Origin of the sequence: Pseudomonas sp. PDM14, assembly GCF_014851905.1 — a bacterium.
GTDB lineage: Bacteria > Pseudomonadota > Gammaproteobacteria > Pseudomonadales > Pseudomonadaceae > Aquipseudomonas.
Genome location: NZ_JACVAQ010000001.1, coordinates 840,664 through 857,062 on the forward strand (window position 1 = coordinate 840,664; position 16,399 = coordinate 857,062).

The following is a 16,399-nucleotide window of genomic DNA, read 5'->3' on the forward strand; positions in this document are numbered from 1 at the left end:
TCATCGATGGGGTCAACGTGCAGCCCCTTCAACGCAGGCGCCGATGGGCAGGATCAGAAGGTTCGCGGCACTACCCTCGCAGCAACGCCGCAGCGGCGTGTTACCAGCGGAACCGCAGCAGATTGGCCGCTGGCGCAGGAGGCGGTGCCACCGGCGCGGCACCTGGCTGAGCACCCGGCTCGACTGGCGTGGCGGCGTCAAGCGGCGCAGCGTCGGCCGGCACTTCCTGCAAGCCGGCCAGAGCCAACTGCGCGCGCAGTTGCTCGGCACTGGCGTTGACCTGCCAGGTCAGCTGGTCGCCCTTGACCTTGTTCAGGCGCGCACCGAAGGGTTCGAGCAGGCGCTCCAGCTCGGCATAGCGCGCCAGGCCGGCGCCCTGCACCTCGACCAGCAGCGTACTGGCCGCGCCCGGTTTGACCACGAACCGCGGCGCCAGGCGCTGGCTGACATCCAGCAGCACGGCATCCGCCAGTGCGGCCTGGTCGGCGCCCTTGGCACTGCCCTGCTCGCGCGAGTCGCCCAGCCACAGGCGCCATTGCGCCTGCCACTGGCCCGCATCGTCCTGCTTGGCGTGTACGGCCAGCAAGGCATCGGCGGCGTAGCGTTCGGACGCGGGCTTGAGGGCATCCGGTTGACCGGCACCGAGGTTTTCCGGGGTGGCGATGAGTTGCTCCTGCAGGTCCGCCAGCGGCAGGTACAGCGGCAGACCGCGATGCTGGGCCGCGTCACGCAGTGGCGCAGCGGCTTCCTGGCCATCGCCGAGCAGGCTGGCGCCATCGGTCGTGGTGTTCAGCCACCAGGTCAGGATCGCCGGGCGGTTGGCGCTCCACAGGGCTAGGCCGGCCTGGCGCAGGCGGTTGTCGGTGGTCACCGGATCGAAGTCGACGACCAGGCTCTCGCCTTCGTAGACGAACTGGCTGACCAGTTGCTGCGGGTCCTTGCGCACGCCGTCGAGCCCCGGGTTCTGCACCGCCTTGGGGTCGCCGGTGAGGCGCAACACCAGGGTTTCCAGGGCCTGGTTCAGCGCCGCCGTGCGCTCTTCCGGCTGTTGGCTGGCCACTGCCTGACGCACCTGGTAGAGGCCGCTGACCGGCTCGGCGAAGGACGGCAGGCTGAGCAGCGAACAGCACAGGGCTAGCAGACGGACGGACAGGCGCATGGGGAGTCTCGAAGGCTGAAGGATCGCGCGTGGGCCGCGCATGAAGGGCTATACCTTAAACAGCCGCCAGCCACCCGGCAACCGTCGCGGCCGGTGGCCGCTGGCGGGCAAGCCTGATAAAATCGCGCGCCTTCGCAGACCGGCACGTGCGTGCATACCCGCCAAGCCCGGTCGACCCCCGAATTCCCCCCTTAAAGGCCTGAATCCATGAGCAAGCAACCCTCCATCAGCTACAAGGACGCCGGTGTAGACATCGACGCCGGTGAAGCCCTGGTCGAACGCATCAAAGGCGTGGCCAAGCGCACCGCGCGCCCGGAAGTCATGGGTGGCCTGGGCGGTTTCGGCGCGCTCTGCGAGATTCCCGCCGGCTACAAGCAGCCTGTACTGGTCTCCGGCACCGACGGCGTCGGCACCAAACTGCGCCTGGCACTGAACCTCAACCAGCACGACAGCATCGGCCAGGACCTGGTCGCCATGTGCGTCAATGACTTGGTCGTGTGTGGCGCCGAGCCGCTGTTCTTCCTCGACTACTACGCCACCGGCAAGCTCAACGTCGACGTGGCCGCCACCGTGGTTACCGGCATCGGCGCCGGCTGCGAGCTGGCTGGCTGCTCCCTGGTCGGTGGTGAAACCGCCGAGATGCCGGGCATGTACGAAGGCGAAGATTACGACCTGGCCGGCTTCTGCGTCGGCGTGGTGGAAAAGGCCGAAATCATCGACGGCTCGAAAGTCGCCAGCGGTGACGCCCTGATCGCCCTGCCGTCCTCCGGCCCGCACTCCAACGGTTACTCGCTGATCCGCAAGATCATCGAAGTCGCCGATGCCGACATCACCAGCATCCAGCTCGACGGCAAGGCCCTGAAGGACCTGCTGATGGCACCGACGCGCATCTACGTCAAACCGCTGCTCAAGCTGATCAAGGACACCGGCGCGGTCAAGGCCATGGCCCACATCACCGGCGGCGGCCTGCTCGACAATATCCCGCGCGTGCTGCCGGAAGGCGCTCAGGCAGTGGTCGATGTGGCCAGCTGGACCCGTCCGGCGGTATTCGACTGGCTGCAACAGCAGGGCAACGTCGACGAGCACGAGATGCATCGCGTACTCAACTGCGGCGTCGGCATGGTCATCTGCGTCGCCCAGGAGCATGTCGAAGCCGCGCTGAGCAACCTCAAGGCCAGCGGCGAGCAGCCGTGGGTCATCGGCCAGATCGGCACTGCCGCCGAAGGCGCTGCGCAGGTCGTGCTGAACAACCTGAAAAGCCACTGATGGCCGACTGCAATGTCGTGGTGCTGATTTCCGGGTCTGGCAGCAACCTGCAGGCCCTGATCGACAGCACTGCCAGCGGCGATAACCCGGCGCACATCCGCGCGGTGATTTCCAACCGCGCCGACGCCTACGGCCTGCAACGCGCGAAGGCCGCCGGCATCGACACCCGCGTGCTCGACCACAAGCAGTTCGACGGCCGCGAGGCCTTCGACGCCGCTCTGGTGGAAGCCATCGACGCCTTCGAGCCACACCTGGTGGTGCTGGCGGGCTTCATGCGTATCCTCACACCCGGCTTCGTGCGCCACTACGCCGGCCGTTTGCTGAACATTCATCCCTCGCTGCTGCCCAAGTACAAGGGTTTGCACACCCACCAGCGCGCGCTGGAAGCCGGTGACAGCGAACATGGCTGCAGCGTGCACTTCGTCACCGAAGAGCTGGATGGCGGCCCGCTGGCCGTGCAGGCGCCGATCCCGGTACAGTCGGACGACACGCCGGAGACCCTGGCCCAGCGCGTTCACGTGCAGGAACACCGGATCTACCCGCTGGCCGTGCGCTGGTTCGCCGAAGGCCGTCTGCGCCTGGGCGACAACGGCGCGGAACTGGATGGCCAGACGCTGCCGCCCACCGGGCAGCAGCTACGTAACTAGGACTTCACTGCTTTAGGAGATGTACCAATGCGTCGCGCCTTGTTGTTGCTCCTCGCTCTGTTCACCCTGCCCCTCAGCGCCGCCGAGCTGAGCCCGTTCACCGCCAGCTACACCGCCGACTGGAAGCAGCTGCCGATCAGTGGCACCGCCGGGCGCAGCCTCAAGCAACTGGACAACGGCCGCTGGGAGCTGACCTTCGAGGCCGCCATGCTGGTCGCCAGCCTCAGCGAAGTCAGCACCTTCCGCGTCGAGAACGGCACATTCCTGCCGCTCACCTACCGCTTCGACCGCAGCGGCCTGGGCAAGGCCAAGCAGATCGAGCAGGACTTCGACTGGACCGAGAAGCAGATCCTCGGCAACGACCGCGGCGAGCCCATCCGCCTGGTGCTCAACCGTGGCCTGCAGGACAAGTCGACCTATCAGCTGGTGCTGCAGCACGACGTCGCTGCCGGCAAGAAGAGCATGAGCTACCAGGTGGTCGACGGTAACGAAGTCGAGGTCTACGACTTCCGCGTGCTGGGCGAGGAGCGCGTACGCACCAAGGCCGGCCTGATCGACGCGATCAAGGTCGAGCGCGTGCGCGACCCGACCCAGAGCAGCCGCAAGACCGTGCTGTGGTTCGCCAAGAACTGGGATTTCCTGCTGGTGCGCCTGCATCAGGTGGAGAAGGACGGCAAGGAGTACCAGATCATGCTCAAGGACGCGACGGTCAACGGCCGTGCCGTCGAAGGCATCAAGGAGTAAATCCCTCCGTTCGACAAAAGCCGGGCAGCGCCCGGCTTTTTCATGCCTGCTGTTTCGCATCGACTGCCAGGTGCAGCGCGTTGCGCACCTACACTGCAACCCGACCGCCCCACTGTCTTGCGCGAGCTAATGCCATGACCGAGCCTTACCAGCCACTGGCCTGCGAGCTTTACGATCGCCTCGAAGTGGCCTGCCTGCACGGCTACCAGCTGCGCATCGAATTGCTCGATGGCCACGAACTGCAGGCCCGGGCCATCACCACCGAAACCCATGCGGACAAGGCCGAGTACCTGCGCGTAAGCAGCGTCGACGGCGAACAGGTGCTGCGCCTGGATCACCTGCTGGCGATCACCCCGCTGGATGCCGGCGCGCGTTTCGCTCGTGTGCTGTTGGCCAACCGGCCCTGCTGAATCGCAGGCAAGAAAAAGCCGGGCACTGCCCGGCTTTTTCGTGGCCCATCGATCACCACATCAGGTCATCGGGGATCTGGTAGGCGGCGTACGGATCGTCGGCGTCCGGCGCTTCGGTCTGTACGTTGAGCTGCACCACGCGCTGTGGGTCGCGCTCCTGGATCTTCAGCGCCGCCTCACGCGGAATCACCTCATAGCCACCGCCATGACGGACGATGGCCAGCGAACCGCGGCTGAGCTTGTCGCGCATCAGGTTGTTCACCGACAGGCGCTTGACCTTCTTGTCGTCGACGAAGTTGTAGTAGTCCTCGGTGGTCAGCTTGGGCAGGCGCGAGGTCTCGATCAACTGCTTGATCTGCGCGGAGCGGGCCTTCTGCTCGGCCTTTTCCTGCTGCTGACGGTTCAGCTCCTGGTCGCGCGCGACCTTCTCGGCCATGGCCGCCTGGGCGATGCGCTTCTGCTCGTCGTCGACCTCGACCTGGCCCTTCTTCTCCAGGCGCTGCTGTTTCTGCTTCTGCTTGTCGGCCTGCTTGGCCTGCTTTTCATTGACCAGACCCGCTTTCAGCAACTGGTCGCGGAGGGAAAGACTCATGACTTGTCCATGCTCGTGGAAGGTGAGTGAACGGCTGTGGCGTTCGGGTCGCGCTGGGCCAGGAAGAAACGGAACGGACACCCGGTCTCCTCTTCCAGCAGGGTGAATCCCGCTTCGGCCAGCAGCATAGCGAAATCCTGGCGGTGCCAGGCATCGGCAAAGGGTTCGTAGGCGCGCTTGGCCAGCGCCCGGTAGTACATGCCGCGCCAGCCGTACTGGCGCCAGAGCCACTGGTAACTGGCGGTCCATTGCAGCGGCGAGGGTTCGAGTACCGCCAGACGGGCACCGGGACGGGTGACCCGCGCCAGCTCGGCCAGGGCCTGGCGCAGGTAGTGCGGCGGGATTTCGTGGAAGACGAAACACACCGCCACCGCATCGAACTGCCCATCGGCCAGCCCGGTGCGCTCGGCCACACCCTGCACCCAGGTGATCCCCGAATGCGCCCGCGCTGCGTTCTGCAACAGGTAGGGCGACGGGTCCAGGCCCCACACCTCGCCGATCCCGACGTCACGCAGGGCGGCGGCCTGGCGCCCGGCACCGCAACCCAGGTCGAGCGCACAGTCGGCGCCGCGCAAGGCTTCGGCCACGCGCTGCCGGCCGCCACGCAGGCTGCCGAGCATGAAGCGGTCGAAGCCCTGCGAGTAACCACGGCTGAACGACTTGGAGTAGTTGCCGTTGGGCAGGTTGTGGAATTCCTGCAGCACGTACTTGGGGATCAGCGCGCGCCCCGGCAGGTCATCCGGCAGCTGCACGCGCTGACGCTCGCGGCCGAGGATGGTGCGCAGCACGCGGCGCACGTCGGGCAGGTGCGTCCAGTCCACGCGATCAGCCCAGGCATCGGGCAGTTCGACGTGCGCCCAGTCGATCGGCGTACCGACGCTGGCGGGCTGGTCGACCACGGCCTCGATGGCGAATGGGGTGCTGGAAGCGTTGGCGAAAGTCGTGTTCATGGCGTTCGAAGAATGAGGTGAGCAAAAGCGCCGGGCACACCCGGCAGCGCGGCGGAACAGCGGCCGGTCAGCAACCGCCTGACTGCTTCTCCTGCTTCTTGGCTTCACCCCAGAGGGCGTCCAGTTGCTCCAGCGTGCAATTTTCGATGGCCTGGCCCGCCGCACGCAAGGTTTCTTCGATGAAACGGAAACGCCGTTCGAATTTCTGATTGGCACTGCGCAATGCGGTTTCCGGATCGACCTTGAGATGACGGGCAAGGTTGGTGACGACGAACAGCAGGTCACCGATCTCCTCAGCCACTGCCGCGGAGTCATTCTCGCTCATCGCCTCGAGCACTTCGTCCAGCTCCTCGCGCACCTTGTCCACCACCGGCAGCGCGTCGGGCCAGTCGAAGCCAACCTGCGCCGCGCGCTTCTGCAGCTTGGCAGCGCGAGTCAATGCCGGCAGTGCCGTGGGCACATCGTCGAGCAGCGACAACTGCGCAGGCTCCGCCGCCTTCTCGGCGCGCTCCTCGGCCTTGAGTTCTTCCCAGCGCTGCTTGACCGCAGCCTCTTCGAGCTTCGCCGCATCCGGCGTGCCGTACAGGTCACCGTCGACGAACACGTGCGGATGACGGCGCACCAGCTTGCGGGTGATGGCGTCGACCACGGAGGCGAATTCGAAACGCCCCTCCTCCTGCGCCAGTTGGCTGTAGTAGACGACCTGGAACAGCAGGTCGCCCAGTTCGCCGGGCAGGTTCTCGAAGTCTGCGCGCTCGATGGCGTCGGCCACCTCGTAAGCCTCTTCCAGGGTGTAGGGCACGATGCTCGCGTAGGTCTGCTTGAGGTCCCACGGGCAGCCGTGCTGCGGATCACGCAGGCGCGCCATCAGGTAGAGCAGGTCGTCGAGGGTATAGGGGCTGTCTGTCATAAACCTGCTTCACGCATTGGGAGAAGGAGTGGTGCTATCAAGGCTGAACGCAACGCTATGCACAGGCCGCGATGGGTATCGCGGCGCCAGCTCGGCGCGCAGCGCTGAGCACTGAGCGTCACGAGCGGGCGCAACCACTCAACCGCTTCGGCTGCGCCGCGCCTCGATGATGTTGGGCAGCTGCGAGATACGCCCGAGCAGGCGACCCAGAGCGTCCAGCCCGGGAATCTCGATAGTCAGGTGCATGGTCGCGGTGTTGTCTTCCTTGTTCGAGCGGGTGTTCACCGCCAGCACGTTGAGGCGCTCGTTGAGCAGCATCTGCGACACGTCGCGCAACAGGCCGGAACGGTCGTAGGCCTTGATCACGATGTCGACCGGGTAGGTCTGCACCGGCACCGGGCCCCAGCTGACCTGGATGATCCGCTCCGGCTCGCGCCCGGCCAGTTGCAGCACTGAGGCGCAATCCTGACGGTGGATGCTGACGCCGCGGCCAAGGGTGATGTAGCCGACGATCGGGTCACCCGGCAGCGGCTGGCAGCAGCCGGCCATCTGCGTGAGCAGGTTGCCGACGCCCTGGATCTGCACGTCGCCGCGCTTGCCCGGCTTGTGCAAACCGGCGCCGCCACGACGCGGGATCAGCTCCAGCTGCTCGGTGCCGCGCTCGGGCTCGACCATCTGCTGCGCCAGGTTGACTGCATGGGCCAGGCGCAGGTCGCCGGCACCGAGGGCCGCGTGCATGTCTTCGGCGGCGCGCAGGTTGCACTTCTCGGCGAGTTTCTCGAAGTCCACCGGCGGCAGCGCCAGGCGGCTCAGCTCGCGTTCGAGCATGGCCTTGCCGGCGGCGACGTTCTGGTCACGCGCCTGCAGCTTGAACCAGTGGACGATCTTCGCCCGCGCCCGCGAGGTAGTGATGTAGCCAAGGTTCGGGTTGAGCCAGTCACGGCTCGGCGAGCCTTGCTTGCCGGTGATGATCTCGACCTGCTCGCCAGTCTGCAGGCTGTAGTTGAGCGGCACGATGCGCCCGTTGATCTTGGCGCCCCGGCAGTTGTGGCCGATCTCGGTGTGCACGCGGTAGGCGAAGTCCAGCGGCGTGGAATTCTTCGGCAGGTCGATGGCATGGCCGTCGGGGGTGAACACGTAGACGCGGTCCGGCTCGATGTCGACGCGCAGCTGCTCGGCCAGGCCACCGATGTCGCCCAGCTCCTCATGCCACTCGAGCACCTGGCGCAGCCAGGAGATCTTCTCCTCGTAGTGGTCGGAGTTGCCCTTGACGTCGGTGCCCTTGTATTTCCAGTGCGCACACACGCCCAGCTCGGCCTCCTCGTGCATGGCCGTGGTGCGGATCTGCACCTCCAGCACCTTGCCGTCCGGGCCGATCACCGCGGTGTGCAGCGAGCGGTAGCCGTTCTCCTTGGGGTTGGCGATGTAGTCGTCGAACTCCTTGGGGATGTGCCGCCACAGGCTGTGCACGATGCCCAGCGCGGTGTAGCAGTCGCGCATTTCCGGCACCAGCACGCGCACCGCGCGCACGTCGTAGATCTGGCTGAACTGCAGGCCCTTGCGCTGCATCTTCCGCCAGATGGAATAGATGTGTTTGGCCCGCCCGCTGATGTCCGGCTTGATGCCGGTGGCGGTCAGCTCGTCGCGCAGCTGGCGCATCACTTCGGCGATGTACTGCTCGCGGTCCAGGCGGCGCTCGTGCAGCAACTTGGCGATCTGCTTGTACTGCTCGGGCTCGAGGTAGCGGAAGGACAGGTCTTCCAGCTCCCACTTGATATGGCCGATGCCCAGACGGTGAGCCAGCGGCGCATAGATGTCGAAGACTTCGCGGGCGACGCGGTGGCGCTTCTCGTCGTCGGCGTTCTTCACCGCACGGATCGCGCAGGTGCGCTCGGCCAGCTTGATCAGCGCCACGCGCACGTCGTCGACCATGGCCACGAGCATCTTGCGCAGGTTCTCCACCTGCGCCTGGGAGCCGAGCACCAGGGAGTCACGCGGGTTCAGCGAAGCGCTGATCGCGGCCATGCGCAGCACACCTTCGATGAGCTTGGCGACCACCGAGCCGAAGCGCTCCTGCACCGCCTTGAGCGTGGTCTTGCCCTCGCGCACGGCGCGGTAGATCACCGCGGCGACGAGCGAGTCCTGATCGAGTTTGAGGTCGGCGAGAATCTCGGCGATTTCCAGGCCGGTCTGGAAGCTGGAGTTGCCTTCGGCCCACAGGTTCTGCGCGGCGTTGGCCTGCTGCTCGGCGTCACGGGCGAACTCGCAGGCGGCTTTCAGTGCCTCGCGATCCAGCGCCGGGTCAGCGCTCAGGGCATGGTCCAGCCATGCGTCCAGGTTGATGCTGCCATCATCGTTGATGGGCTGATGGGCCCTGACCTGTACCATCTCGTTACCTTCCCTACGGCAAGCACGCAACTCGCCGGATTGTCGCCAGCCTTCTCTGGGCCGGTCGGATGTTTGAGGCCTGCCATGGCCCTATTCTTCGTCGCACGGCCGTCATGCTGACGGACCGATTCTGCCGCAGGCCGACTTCGATCGTCGTCCACTTGGCGTTACCAAATGTCTCTCTGTCGGCCAGGCCGATCTAGCCCTTCTCGAACAGCGCCATGGCTTCGACATGCGCCGTCTGCGGAAACATGTCGAGGATGCCGGCACGTTTGAGCCGATACCCCTGCTTGACCAGTTCACCCGCATCGCGCGCCAGCGTGGCCGGGTTACAGGACACATACACCAGGCGCTGCGCGCCCAGCTTCTTCATCTGTTTCACCACCTCGAAGGCGCCGTCACGCGGCGGATCGAGCAGTACCGCATCGAAGCCCTTGCGTGCCCAGGCCGCGTCGGCCAGCGGCTTCGACAGGTCGGCGCGGAAAAAGTGCAGATTGCCCAGGCCATTGGCCACGGCATTGCCACGCGCGCGCTCGACCATCACCTCCACGCCTTCCACGGCCACCACCTCGGCCACCCGCTGCGCCAACGGCAGGGCGAAGTTGCCCAGGCCGCAGAACAGATCCAGCACCCGCGCCTGAGTATGCGGCGCCAGCCACTCGAGTGCCTGTGCGACCATCGCCTCGTTGACGGCGGCGTTGACCTGGACGAAATCGCCCGGGCGGTACTGCAGGTGCAGGCCCCAGGTCGCCAGGTCGTACCCCAGCTCCTGACCGGGCACATCCGCCTGCGGCTCGCCGACACCATGCAGCCACAGCTGCGCCTGGTGCGCGGCGCTGAACGCGCGCAGACGCTCAAGATCCTCGTCGCCCAGCGGCGCGGTATGGCGCAGCAACAACGCGCTGGCCGAGCCATGGAACAGTTCGACGTGACCGACCGCCTGGGGTTTGTCCAGGCTGCGCAGTAACACCGGCAGCGCGTTGAAGATCGGCTGCAAGGGCTGTACCAGCACCGGGCATTCGTCGATGGCGACGATGTCCTGGCTGGCCGCGGCGCGGAAGCCGACATCCAGTGCCTTGCGCTTGACGTCCCAGCGCACGGCGATGCGCGCGCGGCGACGGTAGCCGAACTCGGCACCGACCAGCGGCGCGGCCCATTCCTCGGGTTCGAGGCCGGCAACGCGTTGCAGCTGTTCGGCCAGGCTGCGCTGTTTCAGCGCAAGTTGTTCGGCATGCGGCAGATGTTGCAGCGTGCAGCCGCCACAGCTGCCGGCATGCACGCAGGGCGCCGGGCGCCGTGTATCGACGGCGCGCAGCACACGCTCGGTACGTGCCTCGACTACCTGGCTGCGCGCGCCGAGCACGCGCGCCTCGACCTGCTCGCCGGGCAACGCGCCGGCGACGAACCAGCTGCTGCCATCGAGGAAGGCGATACCCCGGCCATCGTGGGCCAGGCGCTCAATGGCGAGCACCTGCTTCTTGCCCACCGGCACCTGGGCCTTGCGCTCGCCGCCACTGGGTTGGAAGCGCAGGCCAGGACTGCGTTTGGCCATCTATCGGTACCTGCAAATCAACAAAGGGGGAAACGGCAAGCGGGCGCGCACGACATCGCGCAGCGGCTCATTGTGGATCGTCGTAGATCCCGGCGGACAGGTAGCGGTCGCCACGGTCGCAGACGATCGCCACGATCACGGCATTCTCCACCTGTTGCGACAGGCGCAGCATGGCCGCCACCGAACCACCCGACGAAACGCCGCAGAAGATGCCTTCTTCACGGGCCAGGCGGCGCATGGTCTGCTCCGCTTCCAGCTGGCTCATGTCGACCACACGGTCGACCCGCGTGGCGTCGAAGATCTTCGGCAGGTATTCCTCGGGCCAGCGGCGGATACCCGGAATCGACGAGCCTTCCTGCGGCTGCAGGCCGACGATCTCGACCGCGGGGTTCTGTTCCTTGAGGTAACGCGACACGCCCATGATGGTGCCGGTGGTACCCATGGAGCTGACGAAATGGGTGATCTGGCCCTGAGTCTGCTGCCAGATTTCCGGGCCGGTGCTGGTGTAGTGCGCGATCGGGTTGTCGCCGTTGGCGAACTGGTCGAGCACTTTGCCGCGGCCGTCGGCCTGCATCTGCAGCGCCAGGTCGCGCGCGCCCTCCATGGTTTCGACCAGGATCAGCTCGGCGCCATAGGCGGTCATCGCCGCCTTGCGCTCGGCGGTGGAGTTGTCGGGCATGATCAGGACCATCTTGTAGCCCTTGATCGCCGCCGCCATCGCCAGGGCGATGCCGGTGTTGCCGGAGGTGGCTTCGATCAGCACGTCGCCGGGCTGGATATCGCCGCGCAGTTCGGCGCGGCTGATCATCGACAGGGCCGGACGGTCTTTCACCGATCCAGCTGGGTTGTTGCCCTCGAGCTTCACCAGCAGGGTATTCGAGGTGTGGCCGGGCAGACGTTGCAAGCGGACCAGCGGGGTGTTGCCGATGCAATCGGCGATGGTGGGGTACTGCACGGTCATGGCGGTGTTCGCAATCCAGACACGGGAAGGGGCGCCTATGATAGCGGCAAACCTGCGCGGACCCTATTGCGGAACGCGCGCACCTTAGAGCTGAACGCTATAAGTCAGTAACCAACAGCCGCCCCACAGCAGCGCGCCGGCCGCCGGCAGCCAGACACTCAGACGCGGCGCATAGGGCAACAACATGACCAGGGCGAAGCCGGCCAGGGAAATCTGCCCGAACCAGCCCACCGGCCCCATCGCCCAGCCCCAGCTCGCCACGCAGGCAGCGAAGCTCAGTGCCAGCGCCAGCCAACCGGCAGCACGCAGCCCCCGGCGCACGGCCAGGCTCGGCACCTTGCCCCACACCTGTTTGTAATGCCGTTCCAGGCCCTGGCACAGGGCGAGCATGCCGCTATAAGCCAACAGCACGCCGCCGAAGAATGCACTGAGCATCACGCCACCTCCGCTGCGGCCGCACGTGGTGCCCGCCGTGGCACCTTCTCGACCACCGGCCGGCTGACCTTCCAGCAGGCCCAGGCCAGGCAGGCGCCCAGCGCCACGCTGGTCAGTTCCAGCAACAGGCGCGTTTGCCCTTCTCCCCCGGTGACCGCGCCGAGCACTGGCAGTCCGATGCACAGCGCGGCGCCCAAGCCGAGCTGCTCACGCCACGCCGCCTTGTAGGGGCGCAGCCAGGCATGCGCCAGGCTGAGCAGCCAGAGGGCGAAGAACACGCGTATCTCCCAGTCGCCGCGCTGCGCCAGCTCCACCGGCAGCAGGCGATTGGCCCAGAGCATGCCGACGCAGGCGATGCACAGGCCGGCGATCACGGCGATGTTGATCGGCTCGGCCAGCGCATACATACGCGCCGCCACCGGGCCATCGGCATCCGGCCGGCGCCGCCGCTTGACGGTGAACAGCACCAGCCCGGTGGCGATCATCGCGCTGCTGACCAGGCCGCAGACGAAGTACAGCCAGCGCATCGGGTAGCCGCCGAACTGGGCGAAGTGCAGGCCGGACATGACGCGCTGGGTCAGCACGCTCGGCCGCGAGACGGGTGGCGCCTGCAACACCTTGCCGGTCACGCCGTCGAACAGCATGCGCTCGCCCTTGGTCAGCTCCATGCGGCTGCCGAGCAGTGGGCTGATCGCGACCTGGGCATTGGCCCGCCCCGGATTGCTGATGTTCAGGCCGCCGAGCATGCCGGCGCCGTAATGCGCTTCGGCCTGTGCGATGAAACCTGCGATCGGCAGCATCGGTGCGGCCGGCGCGCGCTCACGCGGTGCATCGCGCGGGCCACGCTCGCGCTCGCCACGACCACCGCCGCCCTGTGCGGCCATTTCCGGGCGCATGTCGCGGAACATGGCCTGGGCGTCACCGTCGTACAGCGCCTGCACGCCCGCCGGCATATAGATGAGGTAGAAAATCACCAGGCCGGTGTAGGTGATCATCAGGTGGAACGGCAGCAGCAGCACGCCGCTGGCGTTATGCGCATCCAGCCACGAGCGCTGGCCCTTGGCCGGGCGAAAGGTGAAGAACTCCTTGAAGAACTTCTTGTGGATGATGATGCCGCTGACCAGCGCCACCAGCATGGCCAGGGCGGCGAAACCGACCACCCAGATGCCGATCATGCGCGGCAGGTGCAGGGTGTAGTGGAAATGGAAAAAGTACTGCCCGCCCGCCGTGGCGCGCGCCTTGAGCGGCTCGCCGGTCTGCGGATCGAGGTCCTGGCCACCGCCGCGCCGCCCTTCCCCGCTCGACGCGCTGAGGCCAGGCGAACGCACGGTCGGCAGGCTGATGTTCCAGGCCGTGGCATCCGGCGCGATGCGCTGCAGATAGCCGAGGGCTGCCTGCGCCGCCTGCGTCTGGTCGACGGTTACAGGCTGCAGCTCTGGCTGCATCCACTGGTCGATCTCCTTGTCGAACACCGCCAGCGTGCCGGTGAGGAAGATGGCGAACAGCAGCCAGCCGAGCACCAGCCCACCCCAGGTATGCAGCCAGGACATCGATTGCGTCAGGGTTTGCGGCTTCATTTCAGGAACTCCAGCACCTGCGGCCAGAAGCCGACGAGCGCCAGCGGCACCGCCAGCAGTAGCACATACCAGGCACGCCACGCCGTACGAGCGGCGAAGGCCCAGAGTACGACCAGGGTGTAGAAGGTGAACGACAGCAGCGTCGCCACCACCACCGCGTCGACATTGGCCAGCGGCAGTGCCCGGGCAATGGCGGCCGTGGCGGCATAGGTGAAGGCGTAACCACCGAAAATGGCGGCGCCTGTGCGCGAAAGCATCTCCAGCCAGCGCTGGCCATCGGCGGCCTTACTGCTCATGGCGGTCTCCTGATAAGGGGTTTCCGGGCTCGCTGGCCAGTTGCAGCGCCGGTGGCAACGAGGCAGGCAACAGTGGCCCGTGGCCGAGGCCGGGGAATTCCCGGTAATGCACCTGCAGGCCCGGCACCTGAGCCAGGCGCCGGGTCATCTGCAGCGCGGCATCGGCCGGCACGCTGGCCATCGCCTCGCGGCGGGCGGCCACCACCTTGGCATCCATCCCGGCACGCGGCGGACGATCCCCGGCATTGCCGATACCACGCATCAGCAGCAGGCGCCCTCCGGGAAGCGCTGGCTTGGAGGCAAGAAAGGTCTGTTCCTCGCTGAGGATGAAGCCCTTCTGCCACCACAGTGAGGGGTCGGCGATGGCGTAGGCCTGGAAACTCTGCGGCCGGGTGAACAGCGTGTGCAGGGCGAACAGGCCCGCATAGGAATGCCCCCACAGCGTCTGCCGCTGCCCGTCGATGGGGGCTCGGGCGGCCACGGCCGGTTTGATCCGCTGTTCGATCAGCTGCAGGAATACATCCGCACCACCACCGCGGCGCTCGCGCACCAGATCGTCGATCACCGGCTCTGCGCCGGGCAGCGGCGGCGTGTAGTCGTAGGCGCGAGCGACCACGTCGAAACGCAGGTCGGTGGCGTAGCCGATGGCTACCAGCACCGGCGGATCGCGCCGGTCCAGCGCTGCCAGCTGCGCCTCGTCGAGGGTGTCCATCGCCGCGTTGCCATCGAGCATGTACAGCGCCGGATAACCACCCTGCGGCGCCGGGCGCTGCGGCACGCCGATCCAGATGCGGTACTGACGCTGGCCATCGGCCGAGCCCAGCTCGAGCTGCTCGAAGCGATAGAACGTCGACCCGCGCTCGGCGATGTTCGGCCCCAGCTTTTCGCTGAGGTCAGGCTTGGCCAGCGCCAGCAGCGGCAGGCAGATAAGAGCCAGAAGTATCGTGCGCGTCATCAGACCACCCCGAGTCGTTGCCAGACCGGCAGCGTGACGGCTTCGAAACGCTGCAGGTGAGTTGCCACATCACTATCGAACCCGTGCCCCGTGCGCCGTAGCAGCGCCAGCACGGTTTCGTGCAGCAAGCTGCCGCGCAGCGCCGGGTGCTCCAGCAGCACGCGGGCGGAGGCCATCTCCAGCGTGTTCGCGGCGATACCCGCGCCCAGGCTCGGCGCGGCCAGGTGGGTGTAGCCGCTGCCATGCAGCGCCCCTTCGGCCAGCACGCGGTTGACGCGCTGGCAGCACGCGACATCCACCGCACCAGCCCGCAGCGGATGGGCATGACCGGCCCAGGTCAGCAGTTGCAGGGCGCCACTGAGCAGGCCGATCTGCCCGCTTAGTTGCGGGCGCCGCGCCAGCTCGGCAAAGCTCTGCGGCCCCTCGCCCAGTGCTTGCAGCAGCGGGCCATAGAGGCTGACATCGCCTTCAACCGGGCCAATGCGCGTATCGAACAGCACCGGCCCATCAGCAGGCGCGCCGGGCAGCACGGCCCAGCAACTGCCCAGCAATGCCTGGCGGTGCTCACTCGCCGTGAGCGCCTGCGCCTGGCGCAGGTAGAGGTCGCGGCGCTGCGCCTGGTTACGGGCGATGTCCTTGGCGGTTTCGCGCTGAGCCGGATCATCCAGGCCCTGCAGCAGCGACAGACAACCGGCCGGCAGCGACAGCTCGTCGATGTTCTCCAGCGGCGTGGCACTGCCGACGAAGCGGCAGTCGATGGCGGCGAAATCAGCGATCACCTCGGCCGCATGCTGCGGCGCCCAGTGTTCGCAAAGCAGTTCGTGGGCCAGGTAGCCGAGGTCCTCGCTCGACTGCCGCGCCAGGCGCCGGGCCACATCCGGGTGGTCGACGAAGTAGCCGGCACCGGCGGCTTGCCACTGCGCCAAAGCATCGAGGCCGGCACGCAGGCGCTGCTGTTCGTTGCCGCTGGCGGCCTGTGCGGTCTGCCAGATCAGGCGCTGGGCACTGGCGAAGGCGGACAACCCGGGATGGCTCATGTAGCCGAGGTAGACCACCCCGCCCGGCTTCAGCGTCAGCGCGATGAAGCGACGCAGGGCCTGGCGGTTGGCCGGCGACACCCAGGAGTACACGCCGTGCAGAACGATGAAGTCGAAGCCTTCGCCGGGCGGCTGGGCGGCCAGTGAAGCGAAATCGGCCTGGAGAAATTCCAGGTTGCTCAACCCGGCGGCCTGTGCCTGACGCCTGCCGTGGGCGATGTGCTGGGCGTTGAAGTCCACCGCGACAAACTGCCCGCACGGGTTGCTCGCTGCCAGCAACAGGGCGTTCAGGCCCTGGCCGCAGCCAAGCTCGCAGTAACGAAACGGCTGCGCCACATCCGGCGCACGCTGGCCCAGGGCGGTGAGCACGGCGCTCAGCCACGACGGCGACATTTCGCCCTGGACATGGTGGGGATAGACCGACTCGGCCAGGTAGCCCTCGTTCCACAGCGGCATTGCAGACCTCTCAGGATGAAAATACTCCGCCAGGCAAGCCTGGCGGAGTTGGAGCCCTGCCGCG

At 66.9% G+C, this 16,399-nt stretch carries 16 protein-coding genes; 4 read left to right on the forward strand and 12 right to left on the reverse strand.

All coding sequences use genetic code 11. The features are described 5' to 3' along the window. Positions 1-100: 100 nt before the first annotated feature. Positions 101-1,159: a DUF2066 domain-containing protein gene (locus IB229_RS03945; RefSeq protein WP_192325164.1), complete on the reverse strand. Its 1,059-nt coding sequence runs from the start codon at positions 1,157-1,159 to the stop codon at positions 101-103. A 207-nt stretch (positions 1,160-1,366) separates the two neighbouring features. On the opposite strand from IB229_RS03945, the gene purM reads away from it, so the two are divergent. From purM to IB229_RS03965, 4 genes are all read left to right on the forward strand, one after another. Continuing rightward, positions 1,367-2,425, forward strand: coding sequence for a phosphoribosylformylglycinamidine cyclo-ligase (gene purM, locus IB229_RS03950; protein ID WP_192325166.1), 1,059 nt, complete (start codon positions 1,367-1,369; stop codon positions 2,423-2,425). Next, positions 2,425-3,072, forward strand: a complete 648-nt coding sequence (gene purN / locus IB229_RS03955; RefSeq protein WP_412547767.1) for a phosphoribosylglycinamide formyltransferase — start codon at positions 2,425-2,427, stop codon at positions 3,070-3,072. The genes purM and purN overlap by 1 nt, the downstream gene beginning before the upstream one ends. 27 nt (positions 3,073-3,099) lie before the next feature. Continuing rightward, positions 3,100-3,816, forward strand: a complete 717-nt coding sequence (locus IB229_RS03960) for a DUF3108 domain-containing protein (RefSeq protein WP_192325168.1) — start codon at positions 3,100-3,102, stop codon at positions 3,814-3,816. A gap of 134 nt (positions 3,817-3,950) precedes the next feature. Next, the gene (locus IB229_RS03965; RefSeq protein WP_192325170.1) at positions 3,951-4,226 is read left to right on the forward strand and encodes a Rho-binding antiterminator; all 276 of its coding nucleotides are present in this window, start codon (positions 3,951-3,953) and stop codon (positions 4,224-4,226) included. 52 nt (positions 4,227-4,278) lie between these two features. Here IB229_RS03965 and IB229_RS03970 read toward each other — a convergent pair whose 3' ends face one another. The 11 genes from IB229_RS03970 to IB229_RS04020 all read right to left on the reverse strand — a co-directional run bounded on the left by IB229_RS03970 (position 4,279) and on the right by IB229_RS04020 (position 16,335). After that, positions 4,279-4,818, reverse strand: a complete 540-nt coding sequence (locus tag IB229_RS03970; RefSeq protein ID WP_192325172.1) for a DUF2058 domain-containing protein — start codon at positions 4,816-4,818, stop codon at positions 4,279-4,281. Continuing rightward, on the reverse strand, positions 4,815-5,768 hold the full coding sequence (locus tag IB229_RS03975) for a class I SAM-dependent methyltransferase (RefSeq protein WP_192325174.1): 954 nt from the start codon (positions 5,766-5,768) through the stop codon (positions 4,815-4,817). The genes IB229_RS03970 and IB229_RS03975 overlap by 4 nt, the downstream gene beginning before the upstream one ends. 67 nt (positions 5,769-5,835) lie before the next feature. Next, entirely contained in the window at positions 5,836-6,678 is an 843-nt protein-coding gene (gene mazG, locus IB229_RS03980; protein WP_192325175.1) for a nucleoside triphosphate pyrophosphohydrolase, read from the reverse strand. 138 nt (positions 6,679-6,816) lie between these two features. Next, the gene (relA, locus tag IB229_RS03985; protein WP_192325178.1) at positions 6,817-9,066 is read right to left on the reverse strand and encodes a GTP diphosphokinase; all 2,250 of its coding nucleotides are present in this window, start codon (positions 9,064-9,066) and stop codon (positions 6,817-6,819) included. A gap of 199 nt (positions 9,067-9,265) precedes the next feature. Beyond that, complete coding sequence (gene rlmD / locus IB229_RS03990; RefSeq protein WP_192325180.1) at positions 9,266-10,618, reverse strand: 23S rRNA (uracil(1939)-C(5))-methyltransferase RlmD; 1,353 nt, start codon at positions 10,616-10,618, stop codon at positions 9,266-9,268. Between the two features lie 67 nt (positions 10,619-10,685). Continuing rightward, positions 10,686-11,579, reverse strand: a complete 894-nt coding sequence (cysM, locus tag IB229_RS03995) for a cysteine synthase CysM (protein WP_192325182.1) — start codon at positions 11,577-11,579, stop codon at positions 10,686-10,688. An 84-nt stretch (positions 11,580-11,663) separates the two neighbouring features. Continuing rightward, positions 11,664-12,014 (reverse strand): DUF3325 domain-containing protein, encoded by a 351-nt coding sequence (locus IB229_RS04000; RefSeq protein ID WP_192325184.1) that lies wholly within the window; start codon positions 12,012-12,014, stop codon positions 11,664-11,666. Next, the gene (locus IB229_RS04005; protein WP_192325185.1) at positions 12,014-13,591 is read right to left on the reverse strand and encodes a PepSY-associated TM helix domain-containing protein; all 1,578 of its coding nucleotides are present in this window, start codon (positions 13,589-13,591) and stop codon (positions 12,014-12,016) included. The genes IB229_RS04000 and IB229_RS04005 overlap by 1 nt, the downstream gene beginning before the upstream one ends. Continuing rightward, on the reverse strand, positions 13,588-13,887 hold the full coding sequence (locus IB229_RS04010; RefSeq protein WP_192325187.1) for an iron transporter: 300 nt from the start codon (positions 13,885-13,887) through the stop codon (positions 13,588-13,590). Before IB229_RS04010 ends, IB229_RS04005 begins: the two co-directional genes overlap by 4 nt. Beyond that, positions 13,877-14,842 carry an alpha/beta hydrolase gene (locus IB229_RS04015; RefSeq protein WP_192325189.1) on the reverse strand — a complete coding sequence of 322 codons (966 nt, stop codon included), beginning with the start codon at positions 14,840-14,842 and terminating at the stop codon, positions 13,877-13,879. The genes IB229_RS04010 and IB229_RS04015 overlap by 11 nt, the downstream gene beginning before the upstream one ends. Further along, complete coding sequence (locus IB229_RS04020; protein ID WP_192325191.1) at positions 14,842-16,335, reverse strand: class I SAM-dependent methyltransferase; 1,494 nt, start codon at positions 16,333-16,335, stop codon at positions 14,842-14,844. Before IB229_RS04020 ends, IB229_RS04015 begins: the two co-directional genes overlap by 1 nt. Positions 16,336-16,399 lie beyond the last annotated feature (64 nt).